Annotated in this window: 12 protein-coding genes and 2 tRNA genes; 3 read left to right on the top strand and 11 right to left on the bottom strand. The window is 64.0% G+C overall.

Annotated elements, in window-relative coordinates; all coding sequences use genetic code 11:
• Positions 1–28: 28 nt before the first annotated feature.
• Both LB526_RS02600 and LB526_RS02595 read right to left on the bottom strand, forming a co-directional pair.
• Positions 29–1,510, bottom strand: coding sequence for an ABC transporter substrate-binding protein (locus LB526_RS02600; protein WP_224625975.1), 1,482 nt, complete (start codon positions 1,508–1,510; stop codon positions 29–31).
• A 115-nt stretch (positions 1,511–1,625) separates the two neighbouring features.
• Positions 1,626–2,903: an acetylornithine deacetylase/succinyl-diaminopimelate desuccinylase family protein gene (locus LB526_RS02595; RefSeq protein ID WP_224625974.1), complete on the bottom strand. Its 1,278-nt coding sequence runs from the start codon at positions 2,901–2,903 to the stop codon at positions 1,626–1,628.
• Positions 2,904–3,162: 259 nt separating this feature from the next.
• Here LB526_RS02595 and LB526_RS02590 point away from each other — a divergent pair, with 259 nt between their 5' ends.
• On the top strand, positions 3,163–3,594 hold the full coding sequence (locus LB526_RS02590; RefSeq protein ID WP_224609296.1) for a L,D-transpeptidase: 432 nt from the start codon (positions 3,163–3,165) through the stop codon (positions 3,592–3,594).
• 23 nt (positions 3,595–3,617) lie between these two features.
• On the opposite strand, the gene LB526_RS02585 is transcribed toward LB526_RS02590, so the two are convergent.
• From LB526_RS02585 to LB526_RS02545, 9 genes are all read right to left on the bottom strand, one after another.
• Positions 3,618–4,610, bottom strand: coding sequence for a lipid A biosynthesis lauroyl acyltransferase (locus LB526_RS02585; RefSeq protein WP_224625973.1), 993 nt, complete (start codon positions 4,608–4,610; stop codon positions 3,618–3,620).
• Positions 4,611–4,616: 6 nt separating this feature from the next.
• Positions 4,617–5,645: a zinc-binding dehydrogenase gene (locus LB526_RS02580; RefSeq protein ID WP_224522664.1), complete on the bottom strand. Its 1,029-nt coding sequence runs from the start codon at positions 5,643–5,645 to the stop codon at positions 4,617–4,619.
• A gap of 36 nt (positions 5,646–5,681) precedes the next feature.
• Positions 5,682–6,953, bottom strand: coding sequence for a beta-ketoacyl-ACP synthase (locus LB526_RS02575; protein ID WP_095764965.1), 1,272 nt, complete (start codon positions 6,951–6,953; stop codon positions 5,682–5,684).
• Positions 6,954–7,031: 78 nt separating this feature from the next.
• Complete coding sequence (locus tag LB526_RS02570; protein ID WP_224522663.1) at positions 7,032–8,219, bottom strand: beta-ketoacyl-ACP synthase; 1,188 nt, start codon at positions 8,217–8,219, stop codon at positions 7,032–7,034.
• A 55-nt stretch (positions 8,220–8,274) separates the two neighbouring features.
• Positions 8,275–8,556, bottom strand: coding sequence for an acyl carrier protein (locus tag LB526_RS02565; protein WP_027167184.1), 282 nt, complete (start codon positions 8,554–8,556; stop codon positions 8,275–8,277).
• 230 nt (positions 8,557–8,786) lie between these two features.
• Entirely contained in the window at positions 8,787–9,929 is a 1,143-nt protein-coding gene (locus LB526_RS02560) for a slipin family protein (RefSeq protein ID WP_224522662.1), read from the bottom strand.
• 359 nt (positions 9,930–10,288) lie between these two features.
• Positions 10,289–10,358: transfer RNA gene (locus LB526_RS02555), tRNA-Thr, on the bottom strand.
• Between the two features lie 2 nt (positions 10,359–10,360).
• Positions 10,361–10,435: transfer RNA gene (locus LB526_RS02550), tRNA-OTHER, on the bottom strand.
• A gap of 212 nt (positions 10,436–10,647) precedes the next feature.
• Positions 10,648–11,196: a histidine phosphatase family protein gene (locus LB526_RS02545; RefSeq protein ID WP_224522661.1), complete on the bottom strand. Its 549-nt coding sequence runs from the start codon at positions 11,194–11,196 to the stop codon at positions 10,648–10,650.
• A 174-nt stretch (positions 11,197–11,370) separates the two neighbouring features.
• Between LB526_RS02545 and LB526_RS02540 the strand changes: the two genes are divergently transcribed.
• Together LB526_RS02540 and LB526_RS02535 are read left to right on the top strand one after the other, a co-directional pair.
• On the top strand, positions 11,371–12,321 hold the full coding sequence (locus tag LB526_RS02540) for an AEC family transporter (RefSeq protein ID WP_095764971.1): 951 nt from the start codon (positions 11,371–11,373) through the stop codon (positions 12,319–12,321).
• A 170-nt stretch (positions 12,322–12,491) separates the two neighbouring features.
• Positions 12,492–13,949 carry an NAD-dependent succinate-semialdehyde dehydrogenase gene (locus LB526_RS02535; protein ID WP_140846156.1) on the top strand — a complete coding sequence of 486 codons (1,458 nt, stop codon included), beginning with the start codon at positions 12,492–12,494 and terminating at the stop codon, positions 13,947–13,949.
• Positions 13,950–14,042 lie beyond the last annotated feature (93 nt).

Genomic DNA, 14,042 nt, shown 5'->3' with positions numbered 1-14,042 from the left:
GGGAGGCGATCGGGCGATCGCGCCGGCCTCAATCTGTCCACTTCACCTTGGTCAGATCGTCAGCCTCGATCGGCCAGTTCGTCCACATGCCCTGCAGCTTGGCATCCCAGACGCCAATCTTGGGCAGCTCGAACAGGTAGACGGCGGGCACGTCGTGCGCGAGAATCTTCTGCGCCTCGCCCAGCAGCTCCAGCCGCTTGTCCTTGTCGACCGTGGTGCCGAGCTCCTTGATGACATCGTTGAACTTCGGGTTGTCATACTGGAAATAGTAGCCGGGCCGCGAATAGATATCGATGTCGTTTGGCTCGACATGGGAAACAATCGTCAGGTCGTAGTCCTTGTTGGTGAAGACCTGGCTCAGCCACTCCGCCCATTCGACCGGAATGATCTGCAGATTGACCCCGATGTCCTTCAGTTGGGACTGAATCACCTGGCCGCCGTCGCGTGCGTAGGGTACGGGCGGCAGCTTGATCGTGGCCGAAAAGCCGTTCTCCAGCCCTGCTTCCTTCAGATACGCCTTGGCCTTGGCGATGTCGTGCGGATAAACGCCGGTGAGATCGACATAGCCCGCATCGCCTGGCGAGAAATGAGAGCCGATCGGCTTTCCAAGACCGTTCGAGGCCGCGGCGATGACGGCACTGCGATCGATCGCGGAGGCGAGCGCCTGCCGCACCGCAAGCTTGTCGAAGGGCGGCTTCTTGTTGTTGATCGACAGGATCGTCTCGCCCTCGGTCGAGCCGATCATGACGCTGAAGCGCGGATCGGACTGAAGTTGCTCGAGCGCGTCTTGTGCGGGCATGTTGGCGAAAGCCTGGATGTCGCCCGAGAGCAATGCGGGGACAGCCGCGGCCGCGTCGGGCACGATACGGAACGTCGCCTTGTCGAGCGCGGCGGGCGTACCCCAGTAGTCCGGATTCTTGACCAGCGTGATCTCGGAACCCTTGGCCCAATGATCGAGCTTGAAGGGACCGGTGCCGATCGGCTTGTCCTTGTTGCCGTCGGCCGATGCCTTCGCCACGATTACCGCCGCAACCTGGCCCATATCATAGAGGAAATCGCCCTGCTGACCGTCGAGCGTGACCTTCACCGTCGCCGGATCGACCGCTGTGACATCGGTGATATGCGCAAAGAGCGGCTTTTGCGGATTGAGCGAATCCTTGGCGCGCGCCCGGTCCAGCGAGAATTTCACGTCGGCGGCGCCGAAGGCCGAGCCATCGTGGAACTTCACGCCGGAATGCAGCTTGAACGTGTAGACCTTGCCGTCGTCGGAGACGGCCCAACTCTCGGCGAGACCGGGCTGAACCTGGCCGTTGTCGTCTATGCGCGTCAGCCCTTCAAAGACATTGGCATAGGTGACTTCGCCGATGGCCGCGGCCGCGCCGGCGGTCGGATCGAGATGCGGCGGCTCAAGCACGATGCCGAGCGTGAGGTCGGTGCGTGCGGCAAAGGCCGACGTGGCGGCGGCAAGCGACAGGGTAGCCGCGGCCAGGATGGTCTTCCACAATTTCATCGCTGAACTCCCATTGCTCAAACGTGCTCAGGCTGGCGGATAGAAGCGTGATTTGGCCTGCGAGTAAATTGCGTTTCGTGCTGCCGGGCGGCGCCAGGCGGAATGTTTTTGCGGATCAGCCGGTTGTACCGCGCAAGAGCACATTGAGGCCGATAGCCATCACCTTGGCCGATTCCAACATGTCGGCGATGCCGACCCATTCGTCCGGCCGGTGGGCGAGGTCGAGAATGCCCGGGCCATAAGCGATGCAGTCATAGAGGTGGCCGATGCGCGCGACATGCTTCTGGTCGTAGGTGCCGGGCGAGATCACATAATCCGGTTCGCGGTCGAAGACCTCCATGATGCCCTTCGCGACGGCCTTCACCACCGGCGCGTCGCGCTCCGTCATCAGCGGCAGCACCTCCATCAGATCGCGGATCTCGTAGTCGAATTTCTCGCGCTCGCGTTTCAGCCGTTCGAGGATGCCGGTGACTTCGCCTTTGACGGAGGCGATGTCTTCTTCGAGCAGAAAACGCCGGTCGATGGTAAGCCGGCACCAATCGGGCACGTTGGGCGAGGGGAGCCCCGGCCGGAAATCCTCGGTCTGGCCGCCATGAATGGAATTGATGTTCATGGTCGAGCGCCTGGCGCCTTCCGGAACCACCGGCATGCGCGTCATCTTGCGGTCGAGCGCCGGGAACAATTCCTCCTCGAAGGCCCGCAGAACGGCGCCCATGTGGCGTACTGCATTGTCGCCGAGGAACGGCATCGAGCCGTGCGCGATCTCGCCCTTGGTCTCGATCTCGGCCCACCAGACGCCCCGATGGCCAAGGCAGATGCGATCCTTGTTCAGCGGCTCGGGGATGATGACGTGGTCGACTTTCGGCTTCGAGAAATAGCCGAGCCTCGCCAGATGGGCGACGCCGCCGAAACCGCCCGATTCCTCGTCCGCCGTGCCTGATATCTCGATGGCGCCGGGAAAATCGGGATAGACTTCCACGAAGGCTTCGACGGCGATGACGGAGGCAGCCAGGCCGCCCTTCATGTCGCAGGCACCGCGGCCATAGACCTTGCCGTCCTTCACCACGCCGGCGAAGGGATCGACGGTCCAGCCGTCGCCGGCCTCGACCACGTCGATGTGCGAGTTGAAATGCACGCAGGGGCCGGGCGAGCTGCCCTCGAAACGGGCAATGACGTTGACGCGCGGGTAGCGGTCGCTGTCGCCTGGCGCGCCTTCGGCACGAATAAACTCGGTCTCGAAGCCGAGTTTCTTCAGGCGCGCGCCGAGAAACTCGGCGCATGGCCGGTAGGCTTCGCCCGGCGGGTTTACGGTCGGAAAGCGGATCAGGTCGGCGGTCAGCGCAACGAGGTCGTCGGCCCGATCCTCGACCGCCTTGAGAAGTCGTTCATTCATCCGGCGGATTGAAGAAGGAACGCAGCACTTTTGCAAGCGACCAGTCGCTCATTGCCACACAACGACCGAAGCATGGACCAACGCCTCGCCTAAACTTCAGAGGGTGCGTGGTGCGGCAGCAACTATACCGCGAAATCGTTCAAATTCACCGCATTGCATTGGCGGATTCGTCAAGGAGTGTGTGGTACTTAACGCATCTGCCGGCAAAAAGATGGAAGAACCGCGCGAATGGCAGGGGCAATCAAAGGGGTTTGATCGCATGAAAAACTTCGTTCTCACGGCAACCGTGCTGGCAACCGCGTTGTTCGGCATGTCCATCGCAAGCCGGGCGGCCGCGCTGGTGGCCAATATCGACGTCTCGTCACAGACTATGACCGTCAGCAAATACGGCCAGGTGGTCTATCGCTGGAGCGTGTCGACCGCGCGCAAGGGCTATTTCACGCCGCGCGGCAGCTACCGGCCGCAATGGACCGCCCGGATGTGGTATTCGCGCAAGTATGACAACTCGCCGATGCCCTACTCGGTGTTCTTTCACGGCGGCTACGCCATTCACGGCACCGGGTCGGTGAGAAATCTCGGACGACCGGCATCGCATGGCTGCGTGCGCCTGCATCCGGCTAACGCCGCGGCCTTTTATTCGATGGTCAAGGAAGTCGGCTTCGGCAACACGCGGATTGTCGTCACCAACTGAGCCTGGTCGGCGGGCCGACCCGGTTACAGGCCGACTGTCGCCTTCGACTGTCCGCGCTTGCGGCGACGGCCGCTGATTTCCCAGCGTTTGTGGAACCACATCCACTGGCCGGGGTCCTCACGCACCCAGCGCTCGACCACATCGGTGAGCAGCTGGGTGGTGGCGCTGACATCGACGCTACCGCCTTCGGTGCGCGGCAAGGTCAGCCTGTCCTCGATTTCCAGGCGGAAGCGGTTGCCCGGCAGCCTGACGCAGCGGGCGGGATAGACATCGCAGTCATAGTGGCGGGCCAGCATGCCGAGCATCGGATTGCTCTGGCATGGGCGCCCGAAGAAGGTCGTGTCTACGCCGCCCGAGAATTTCTGATCGACCAGCACGCCTATATTGCCGCCCTTTTCGAGGATGGCGGCAAGGGCGAAGGATGCGCCGGCGGCGGAGGGCAGCAGGGCGCCCATCGAGGAGCGGCGCGTCGAGTGGATGTAATCGGCGAGATAGGGGTTGTTCGGCGGGCGAAACAGCGCCGTGATGTTCATGCCGAAGGTGGCCGCGGCCACCGGCAGCAACTCGAAATTGCCGAGATGGCCGGTGAACAGGATATGCGGCTTCTTCTCGCCGGCGATCTCGTGGAAATGCTCGACGCCGCGCACCTCCACCCGGCCCGGCTTCGAAGCGTTCGGATCGAAGTCGAACAGCGCGTCGAGGAAGATGTATTCGGCGGCGAGGCGGGCCATGTTGCCCCACATGTCGCGCGCGATGGCTTCGATCTCGGCGTCGCTCTTTTGCGGATAGGCAAGGCGCAGATTGTTGACCGCAACGCGGTGGCGCCCGACCATCGGGCCGATGCGGCGGGCGACACGGTCGGCGAAGTTGAGCGCGCTGTCCGGCGGCAACAGGCGCAGCAGCGAGAGCAACACGATGGCGAGCTTGGCGACCAGCCAATGCTCCAGCTGGCGCAGCCGTCGGCCGTAGCGGAACATGAAGTTCCGGCGGGCTTTCCTGAACACCTTGCCGACCATCCTGTCTTAGGAAACGCGCAGGATGATCTTGCCGAAGACGTCGCGGCCTTCCATGCGCTTCAGCGCGGCGTCGATGTCGTCGAAGCCGACTTCGGTATCGATGACCGGCGCAACGAGGCCGGCCGCCATCTTCTGCATGGCGTTGGCCATGTTCTCCATGCGGCAGCCGAAGGAGCCGAGCAGCTTCAGCTGCTGCTGGAAGAGCTGCATCAGGTTGACCTGCGTCGACACGCCCGAGGTCGAGCCGCAGGTGACGAGGCGACCGCCACGCTTCAAGCACAGCATGGAACCGGCGAAGGTGTCGGCGCCGACATGCTCGAACACCACATCGACACCCTTCTTCCTGGTCAGCTTGCGCACGACGCCTTCGAAACGGTCCTCGCGGTAGTTGATGACATGGTCGGCACCAAGCGCCTTGGCCTTGTCGATCTTGTTGTTCGAGCCGACCGTGGTGATGACAGTGCAGCCCATCTTCTTTGCGAGCTGGATGGCAGCGGAGCCGATCCCGGAGCCGCCGGCATGGACGAGGATGGTTTCGCCTGGTTCCAGCCTGGCGTTGTCGAACAGCATGTGCTCGACCGTGCCGAAGGTGACAGGCGCGACCGCCGCGCCGATCTCGGTGACGCCGGGAGGCGCGGGCACCAGAAGACGCGCCGGCAGGTTGATCTTTTCCTGGGCAAAGCCGTCGAGATGGAAGCCATGGACGCCGGAAACATGCTCGCAGAGATTGTCGCGGCCTTCGCGGCAGGCGCGGCAAAGCCCGCAGGTGCGCGCGCCGTAGATCGACACCAATTGTCCCGGCAGCAGGTTGGAGACGCCGGGGCCGACCGCCTCGACCTCGCCGGCGGCCTCGGCGCCGACGACCAGCGGCAGCTTGCGCTTGGCAAACGCCATGCCGCGCCAACCCCAGACGTCGATATGGTTGAGCGCCACCGCCTTGATGCGGAGCGTCACTTCGCCCAGCGAAGGCGGCGGGGGAGGCGGCAGGTCCACCGTTTCAAGGCGGCGGTCCTCGATAAGTTGCAATGCGCGCATGTGGCCTGTCGGGTCTGTAAGAGCGGAAAAGTCCGCTTAGACCGGTTCCCGCGCCATGACAAGGCAGGTGTTCTGGCCGCCGAAGCCGAAGGAATTCGACAAAACCGTGCCCACTTCGGCGTTGCGCTTCTTGTTCGGCACGACGTCGAGCACGATGGCCGGATCGGGATTGTCGTAATTGATCGTCGGCGGGATGACGCTTTCGCGCATGGTCATCAGCGAGAAGGCGGCCTCCACCGCGCCGGCGGCCGACAGGGTGTGGCCGATCATCGACTTGTTCGACGAGATCGGCATCGAGCCGATGCGCTCGCCGAAGACGGTGGACAGCGACAGGTGCTCCATCTTGTCGTTCTCGGGCGTCGAGGTGCCGTGCGCATTGACGTAGTCGATCTCGTCTTCGCCAAGGCCCGCATCGGCAAGGGCGGCGCGCACCGCCGCGATCGCCGGCGAGCCATCGGGCTTGGAGCGGGTGCGGTGAAAATCGTCGGCCTTCTCGCCGCAGCCGCGCATGATGCCGAGGATCGTCGCGCCGCGCGCAAGGGCGCCTTCCAGCGATTCCAGCACCAGCGCGCCGGAGCCTTCAGCCAGCACGAAGCCGTCGCGGTCCTTGGAGAAGGGCTTTGAGGCCTTTTCGGGGATATCATTGTGGGTGGAAAGGGCCGAGAGCAGCGAGAAGCGGATCAGCGCTTCGGCGGTGGCCGAGCCGTCGGCGCCGATCGACAGCGCCTTGTCACACTCGCCGCGCCGGATCGCCTCGACCCCGAGCTGGATGGCGGTGGCGCCCGAGGCGCAGGCGGTCGACAGCGTGATCGGCAGACCACGCGTGCCGAAGCGGTCGGCCAGGCGATCGGCGATCGAGCCGAACTGCGTGGTCTCGAACACATCCAGCTCCTTCAGCCCGCGTGCCACGCGCAGCAACCTTTCGGCACCGGCGTCCTGCTTGTCGGAATTATAGAGCGAGAAGCGGTCGATCCAGTCGAGCTCGACCGGCGGCGAGGCCAGGAACAGCGGGCCGCCGAAATCGCCGGACTCCAAACCAGCTTCCGAGACGGCCTCCTGGGCCGCCGTCTCGGCCAGTTCGTAGGTGAGGTGGCTGGCGCCCTTCGAGCTCGAGGGCAGGAAGTCGACCATGCCGGAAATGCGGGTGTTGAGGTGGTCGACCGGAAAGCGGGTGATCGGATGGATGCCGGATCTGCCCGAGGTCAGCGCCGCCCAATTGTCGGCCTTGCCGACGCCGAGCGAGGTCACCACGCCGATGCCGGTAACGGCGACGATAGGCCTGCCCATGTGGTCGCGAAGATTGGCCATGCTTTGTCTGCCTCGTTATCGAGCAATTCCAGGAAAGGTGTGTAGCGGTTTTCCGCCCGGGAATTGCGAAAAACCGATCTAAGCGGCTTTAACCAGCCCCAGGCCCTCGAATTGGTGATAGCCGATCGCGGTTGCAAGAACGGAATTGGGGGCGCCTTCAAATGAGCGCTCCATCGTGGCATCGAAGGCAGGATAACCGGCCCCGCGGTCGACAGCCATTGCCGCGAGCGCAACCGCAAAGGGGAATTGAGCCTCCTTCATATGGCCGGTCAGCGTCGAGAAGGCGCGCACGGCCAAAGCCGAATTGGCATCGAGAACGGCCTTCTCAGCCGCCGTCGCGGCGTGGGCGCCGGAGGCGGCGGAAATCGTGAGCAGATCCCCGTCGGGAAGGGCAGCCTGCTTCAGCAGCGCAGCAATCTCTGAATTCAACTCGCCTTGCCGGCGCCTGGCGCGGCCGGAGACGACGGGGCCAAGCTCGGCGTAGATCTTGCGGCCGCGGTTTTTTGCGTGCTCGCGCTGCTCGAGCACCAGGAATGCGCCGCCGGACCCCGTCACCACACCGCCGCCTTCTAAGCCCTGGCGTTGCCAGACCGGCTTCCATGGGCCGCGATGCAGGTAGCCGGCAAGCTCATAGCCGAGCAGCATGTCGGAATGCTCGGTCTGGAAGGCGCCGCCGACCAGAACATGGGTCGACTGTCCCGAGCGGATGCGCGCGGCCGCCGTCTCGACGGCCGAGACGCCGGCGCCTTCCTCGCCCATGAAGGTGCGCGACGAACCGGTGACCTTGTGGACGATCGAGATGTTGCCGGCGAGCAGATTGGAGAGCTGGGCGAGGAACAAAGTCGGCCGCAGTTCCGTCGTCAGCTTCTCGTTGAGCAGCACGTCGCGGTCGTTGCGGCTCTCGGAGGCCGCAAGGATCGCGGCATCGACGGCTTCGTCGCGCTCGCCGCCGCCGGCCGCCACCACCATGTCCATGGTGGCGCAAAGCTCGTCATTGCCTTTGATGCCGGCATCGTCGAGCGCCAGGCCGGCGGTGTAGGTGCCGAGGCGCTGCCAGGTTTCCATCTGGCGCTGGTCGCCGCGCTTGGCGATCTGCAGGTTCCAGTCGATCTCGGGCAGGGGATGGATGGTATAGGGCGCGAAGCGCGCCGCATCGAGCACCGGCTCAAGGCCCGGTCGGGTGAGCTTCTGCCAATGCGCATCAGGGCCCTCTCCAAGCGAAGAGACAAGGCCGATGCCGGTGATGACGACGTCGTGAGAACTCATGGGCGGCTGTTGTGGGTCAGCTGGCGGGGCGCGTCAAGACCGCGCCCGAGCCGGCTCAGGCGGCCTTGGCCGCGACCAGCGCGTCGATCTTGGCGCACAGGTTCTTCATCACGAAGTAGTCGTCGGTCGAGGCCTTGCCGTCATTGACCTCCTGCGTCCACTTCTCGAGCGGCACCTTGATGCCGAATTCCTTGTCGATGGCAAAGACGATGTCGAGGAAATCGAGGCTGTCGATGCCGAGATCGTCGATCGTGTGGCTCTCGGGCGTGATGGTGTCGATATCGATCTCGCTGGTGTCGGCAATGATCTTGGCGACTTTCTCGAACGTGGTGGACAAGGGCTCTTCCTTCGGTTGCGGGCGGAATCTGTCCGCATCTTGTTTGGGCGCTGTCTAATCGGTTTTTCCCGGCAGGAAAAGGCCTGACGCGCCGGGGCAGATGGGATGTGGGCTTTGGGAGCGCAAGAGGGGCCGCCGGCCTGCCCGGCGGCCCCTCCCATTTGACGCGGCGTCAGCTTTTGTTTCGCATGCCGTCTTCCCAAAGCCGGAACCACTTTGGGCGACATGCATCAGTCGCGGAGCTTGACCAGGTCGTTGAGCAACCCGCCCGTTCCGTTGTGGACGGTGAGCCGCTCGACCTTGCCGGCGATGGCTTCGAGAGCCTCGAGCTCCTTCAGTCGCAGCATCACCGGGTTCTCGGCCATCACCTTGGCCGTGTTGAGCAGCGAACGGGTGGCGTTCGTCTCCTCGCGGCGGCGGATGACGTTGGCCTCGGCCTGCTTCTCGGCCGAAACCACCTGGTTGAGGATCTCGCGCATGTCGCCCGGCAGGATCACATCCTTGAGAGCGATATCGCTGACCTCGACGCCGATCACGGCCATGTCGTCGCGCACCTTGGCAGCCGCGTCCTCGTCGACCGTGACCTTCTTGTCGAGGATCTGGTCGAGCGTGAGCGCGCCAAGCGTCTTGCGGAAGGCATACTGCAGGGCGCGGTAGAGGGCTTCGGAGAAGTCCTTCACCGTGCTCACCGCCGTCACCGGATCGACGACCCGGTATTCGGCGGCGATGTTGACGCGGATCGTCACGCGATCCTTGGTCAGCATTTCCTGCCCGGCAACATCGAGCGACTGGCGCTTGACGTCGACAACCTTCACCTGGACCATGCGCCCGACATTCCAGAAGGCGTGCACACCCGCGGCAAGCGTGCGGGTGTAGACGCCATCCACGAACAGCAACCCGACCTGGCCGTCCACGACCGGATAGAGGAACACATGTTCCGTCTTCCGGGCCTGGCCGATCCGGCGCATCAAGGCCGGATCGACGGCGAGATCGGCCGCCGTGTCGACGGACGTGACCTTCCACGGGCCGGCATCCGTCCACAGCACGAGCTTGCGATCCGGGTTGAGCACGGCATGCAAGGCGCCGTCGCGCTCGACGACGGCGACGTCGGTACGCCCGGTGCGGATGACGGTGAGGTGACGCGCGGCCACATCCGGGAGCTTGTCGAACAACGCCTTCTCGTAAGCCGAAACGAATTCCGGGTTCTTCAGGTCGTGCCTGGAGATTTCCAGGTTGCCGCGCCGGTTGGCGAGCCAATGCTCGCCCGGCATCAGGATCGCCTGGATCTCACCCTTGTAGAGGGCGACGGCACGTTCATTTTCCTTCACGAGGACGCGCTGGCGTCCAAGAAGCTTTTCGAGAATGGTCTTCATTGTCTTACTCCTGTCGGGCATGGCCCCATGTGAGGCGTCACGTCATGCGTCGATCATCCTTTCGTTTCTCGTTTCACGTCGTCGTACTGTCCTGGGCACGAATGATCCGGGGACCGGTGGCATCGATCCGCGGCGGGCCTTCGGGAGCGGATCGCGGGGCGACGAAGCGGGCGCCGGAAGCCGAAGCTTACTTTGCCGGCCGCGTCGCGCCTTGCTCGTCACCGCGGGCCTGGCCGCGAGCCGATGGCGCAGAACGTCACCGCCCGGCGAGGCCGAAGCCTTGCCGTCCGTGAAATCCTCGCATTCCGGTCCCCGGACCGTTTTTCGAATAACACCGTGTAGGGTGCTGGCTTTCGAGGCCAATGGAGAAGGAATCGAACCTTCGACAGTCAGATGACAAATCTGATGCTCTACCCAACCTGAGCTATCCGTGGTGCTGATGAAGGGACTCGAACCCTCGACCTCCGGACCTAAATCCGGCGCTCTAACCTCTGAGCTACATCGGCGATCCCAACACCCGAAACGGCGCCGTACACAGCGCGGCAGAGCCGGCTGCGCGGGCGGAGACGAAAGCTCCAACCGTTGTGCTCGCTTCGGTTTTCGTGACCGGGAGCGCGCCTATAGACCCTGCGACGGGTTGTCGCAAGCGGCATTGTCGCGGCGGATTTGCGGCTTCTCCCGGGAGTTGCATTTCGGCAACACCGGCGGGCGCGGCGTCTTAGAACGTGACCCGTCCCAGCACCTTGAGACCATCACCGTCCGGCGCCACCACCACGGCCTCGCCCTCGCGCGGCGCTACGCCGGTGAGCGCCTCGATGTTTTCCACATGCGTGACCAGCACCAGATTATCGGAGCCGGAATAGCCACGGATCTCCTTCATGATCGCGGCCATTTGCGCGGCCTTTTCGGCCGGGTCGGTTTTCAGCAGGTCGAGCGGCGCGAAGCGCTGCGGCTCGGATTCGAAAGCGATGCGGGCAGTATCGAGGCAACGGCAGTAGCGGCTGGAGAGCACGTGATCGATCGGCGCCGAGCGCGCCGCGAACAGCGCGCCGATGCGGCTTGCCTGCTGCTTGCCGCGCTCCGACAGGTTGAGCTGCGTGGCGCAATTGCCGATGTCGAAATTGGCCGGGTCGGCAGCTCCGGTGACGAAGGCATGGCGAAGCAGAACGACATGGCCGCCGTCGCGCAGCAACGCCCAGCCCGCATCGGTCGCGTGGGCCAGGGTGGGAACGGCAAGCAGGAAGAGCGCCAGGGCAAGTCGCAGCATCGGAAGTCCTATGGCAGCCCGCAAAGGCAAGGTGGTGATTGGCATATAGGGACCGCAAAGCAGGCCGAAAGACAAGCAGCGGGGCAGCAGAGCAAATGGAGCGCCGTTCCGTTCGGTGCGATTGCACCGCAGTCAGGGCCCGCCTATCACGGGAAAAATGTCTCCGCCAAAGAAATGACTCCGCTTACCGAAACCGTTCTCTTCGTCTTCAGCCTTGTGGCGCTCGGCTATCTGACCGGGCTCACCTTCTATCTGAAGCCGGCGAGCGGGGAGGGCATTTCGGAATTCGCCGTCAGCGTGGCGATGCCACTGCTGCTCTTCCGGACCATGGTCAAATCGGATTTCCATGGCGTAACGCCCTGGTCGCTGTGGGGCGCCTATTTTGCGGCCGCCGCCATCACCTGGACCACGGGCCATCTGATGATGACGCGCGTTTTCAAGCGAGATGCACGCGCGGGCATCGTCGGCGGCGTTTCCTCGGCTTATTCCAATGTGGTGCTGCTCGGCGCGCCCTTCGTCCTCGGCATATTCGGCGCCAGCGGCTTCGAGGTGCTGTCGCTGCTGGTGTCGGTCCACCTGCCGATCATGATGATGGCCTCGATCGTGCTGTTCGAGATGTTCGGGCGCGGCAGCGGCGAGACGGTGCATCCGCTGCGCGTCGTCAAAAACTTCCTCAGGCGCCTGTTCCTCAATCCGCTGATCATCGGCATCCTGGTGGGACTCGCCTGGCGCCTCACCGGCGCGCCGCTGCCGGACCTGGTCGAACGGTTGGTCAATACGCTCGCGGACACGGCCGGTCCGGTGGCGCTGTTCGCCATGGGGCTCAGCCTGCGCCGCTTCGGCATCTCCGGCAATATCAGGCCGGCGCTGGCGCTGTCGGTGCTGAAACTGTTCGTGATGCCGGCGCTGGTGCTGGCCTTCGTCTGGCTGCTCGGCCTGCCGCCGCTGACGGCCAAGGTCGCGGTGGTGGTTGCGGCACTGCCTTCGGGCATCAACTCCTATCTGATCGCCGTCCAGTTCAACACCGGCCAGGCGCTGGCCTCGAACCAGATGACGCTTGCCACCGCAAGCGCGGTGGTAACCACCTCGTTCTGGCTGACGGTGGTGATCCACGTCTTCGGATAGAGCCGCTGAACGCGGCTCGCTTTTGCTGGCCCAACCCCTATATGCCATCTTGTGATTGCTTGCCCGCCTTTCCCTAGGTAAGAGCAATGCGCCGGCGTGCGGCTCTTGAAGCACGCTTCAACGGATATCCAGAAAAACGGCCGATCAGCGCGCCGAACGGAGGCCAGACCATGCTTCAGAAAACCAGCCATTTCATGCGCCAGGCCAACCTCATCAATGGTGAATGGGTGCAGGCCGACAGCGGCCAGACCATCGACGTCAACAATCCGGCGACCGGCCTCAAGATCGGCACCGTGCCTAAGGCCGGCAAGGCCGAGACCCGCCGCGCGATCGAAGCCGCAGAGGAAGCCTTCAAGGGCTGGCGCAAGACCACCGCGCTCGAGCGCTCGAAGCTCCTGCGCAAGCTGCATGACGCGATGATGGACAATCAGGACGTGCTCGCCGAATTGCTGACCATCGAGCAGGGCAAGTCGCTCACCGAATCCAAGGGCGAGATCGGCTCGGCCGCCAGCTATATCCTCTGGTTCGCCGAGGAAGGCCGCCGCGTCTACGGCGACATCGTTCCGTCGCCATGGGGCGACCGCCGCATCCTGGTGACCAAGGAGCCGGTCGGTGTCATCGCCGCCATCACGCCGTGGAATTTCCCGTCCTCGATGCTTGCCCGCAAGATCGGCCCGGCTTTGGCCGCCGGCTGCACCGCGGTGGTCAAGCCGGCCTCGCAGACGCCTTATTCGGGCCTCGCCTGGGGCGCGCTTGTCGAGGAGGTCGGTTTCCCGAAAGGCGTCGTCAACGTTGTCACCGGTTCGGCCGGCGAGATCGGCGACGAGATCTGCGCCAACCCGCTGGTCAAGAAGATCACCTTCACCGGCTCGACCGAGGTCGGCAAGATCCTGATCCAGAAGTCGGCCTCGACGGTCAAGAAAGTGTCGATGGAGCTTGGCGGCAACGCGCCGTTCCTGGTCTTCGACGACGCCGATGTCGATCGCGCGGTTGCCGGCGCCATCACGGCCAAGTACCGCAATTCCGGCCAGACCTGCGTGTGCACCAACCGCTTCCTCGTGCAGGCGGGCATCTATGACAAATTCGTCGAGAAGCTCGCCGCCGCCAGCAATAACCTCAAGGTCGGCTCGGGCCTCGAGGAAGGCGTGCAGCAGGGGCCGCTGATCGACGAGAAAGCGGTCGAGAAGGTCGAGGAATTCATCGCCGATGCGACGTCGAAGGGCGGCAAGGTCGTCGCCGGCGGCAAGCGCCATGCGCTGGGCGGCTCGTTCTTCCAGCCGACGGTGATTTCTGGCGCCACGCCGAACATGCGCTTCATGAAGGAGGAGATTTTTGGGCCGATCGCGCCTGTGTTCAAGTTCGAGACCGAGGAAGAGGCGATCGCGCTGGCCAACGACACCGAGTTCGGCCTTGCCGCCTATTTCTACACCGGCGATCTCGGCCGCGCCTTCCGCGTCATGGAAGGCCTGAAATACGGCATGGTCGGCGTCAATGAAGGCCTGATCACCACGCCCGAGGCGCCGTTCGGCGGCGTCAAGGAATCCGGTCTCGGCCGCGAAGGCGGGCATCAGGGCATCGAGGACTATCTCGACACCAAATATGCCTGCTTCGGCGGCCTAGGGCTCTGATATCGATCCCCGGAACAGGGGCAGGCGCGCCCAGCAGTCCACCGTTTCAGACAACGGTGGACTGCTCTATCGCCTTGTCTTGGCGCAAAGCCG

Origin of the sequence: Mesorhizobium sp. CA6 (genome assembly GCF_020165035.1) — a bacterium.
Classification (GTDB): Bacteria; Pseudomonadota; Alphaproteobacteria; order Rhizobiales; family Rhizobiaceae; genus Mesorhizobium.
The sequence above is the reverse complement of the archived record's forward strand: the minus strand, read 5'-3'. Positions and strand labels throughout refer to the sequence as shown.

Coding starts and splice junctions, on each gene's coding strand:
- LB526_RS02600 (WP_224625975.1), bottom strand. CDS start 1,510: ATGAAATTGTGGAAGACCATCCTGGCCGCGGCTACCCTGTCGCTTGCC.
- LB526_RS02595 (WP_224625974.1), bottom strand. CDS start 2,903: ATGAATGAACGACTTCTCAAGGCGGTCGAGGATCGGGCCGACGACCTC.
- LB526_RS02590 (WP_224609296.1), top strand. CDS start 3,163: ATGAAAAACTTCGTTCTCACGGCAACCGTGCTGGCAACCGCGTTGTTC.
- LB526_RS02585 (WP_224625973.1), bottom strand. CDS start 4,610: ATGGTCGGCAAGGTGTTCAGGAAAGCCCGCCGGAACTTCATGTTCCGC.
- LB526_RS02580 (WP_224522664.1), bottom strand. CDS start 5,645: ATGCGCGCATTGCAACTTATCGAGGACCGCCGCCTTGAAACGGTGGAC.
- LB526_RS02575 (WP_095764965.1), bottom strand. CDS start 6,953: ATGGCCAATCTTCGCGACCACATGGGCAGGCCTATCGTCGCCGTTACC.
- LB526_RS02570 (WP_224522663.1), bottom strand. CDS start 8,219: ATGAGTTCTCACGACGTCGTCATCACCGGCATCGGCCTTGTCTCTTCG.
- LB526_RS02560 (WP_224522662.1), bottom strand. CDS start 9,929: ATGAAGACCATTCTCGAAAAGCTTCTTGGACGCCAGCGCGTCCTCGTG.
- LB526_RS02545 (WP_224522661.1), bottom strand. CDS start 11,196: ATGCTGCGACTTGCCCTGGCGCTCTTCCTGCTTGCCGTTCCCACCCTG.
- LB526_RS02540 (WP_095764971.1), top strand. CDS start 11,371: ATGACTCCGCTTACCGAAACCGTTCTCTTCGTCTTCAGCCTTGTGGCG.
- LB526_RS02535 (WP_140846156.1), top strand. CDS start 12,492: ATGCTTCAGAAAACCAGCCATTTCATGCGCCAGGCCAACCTCATCAAT.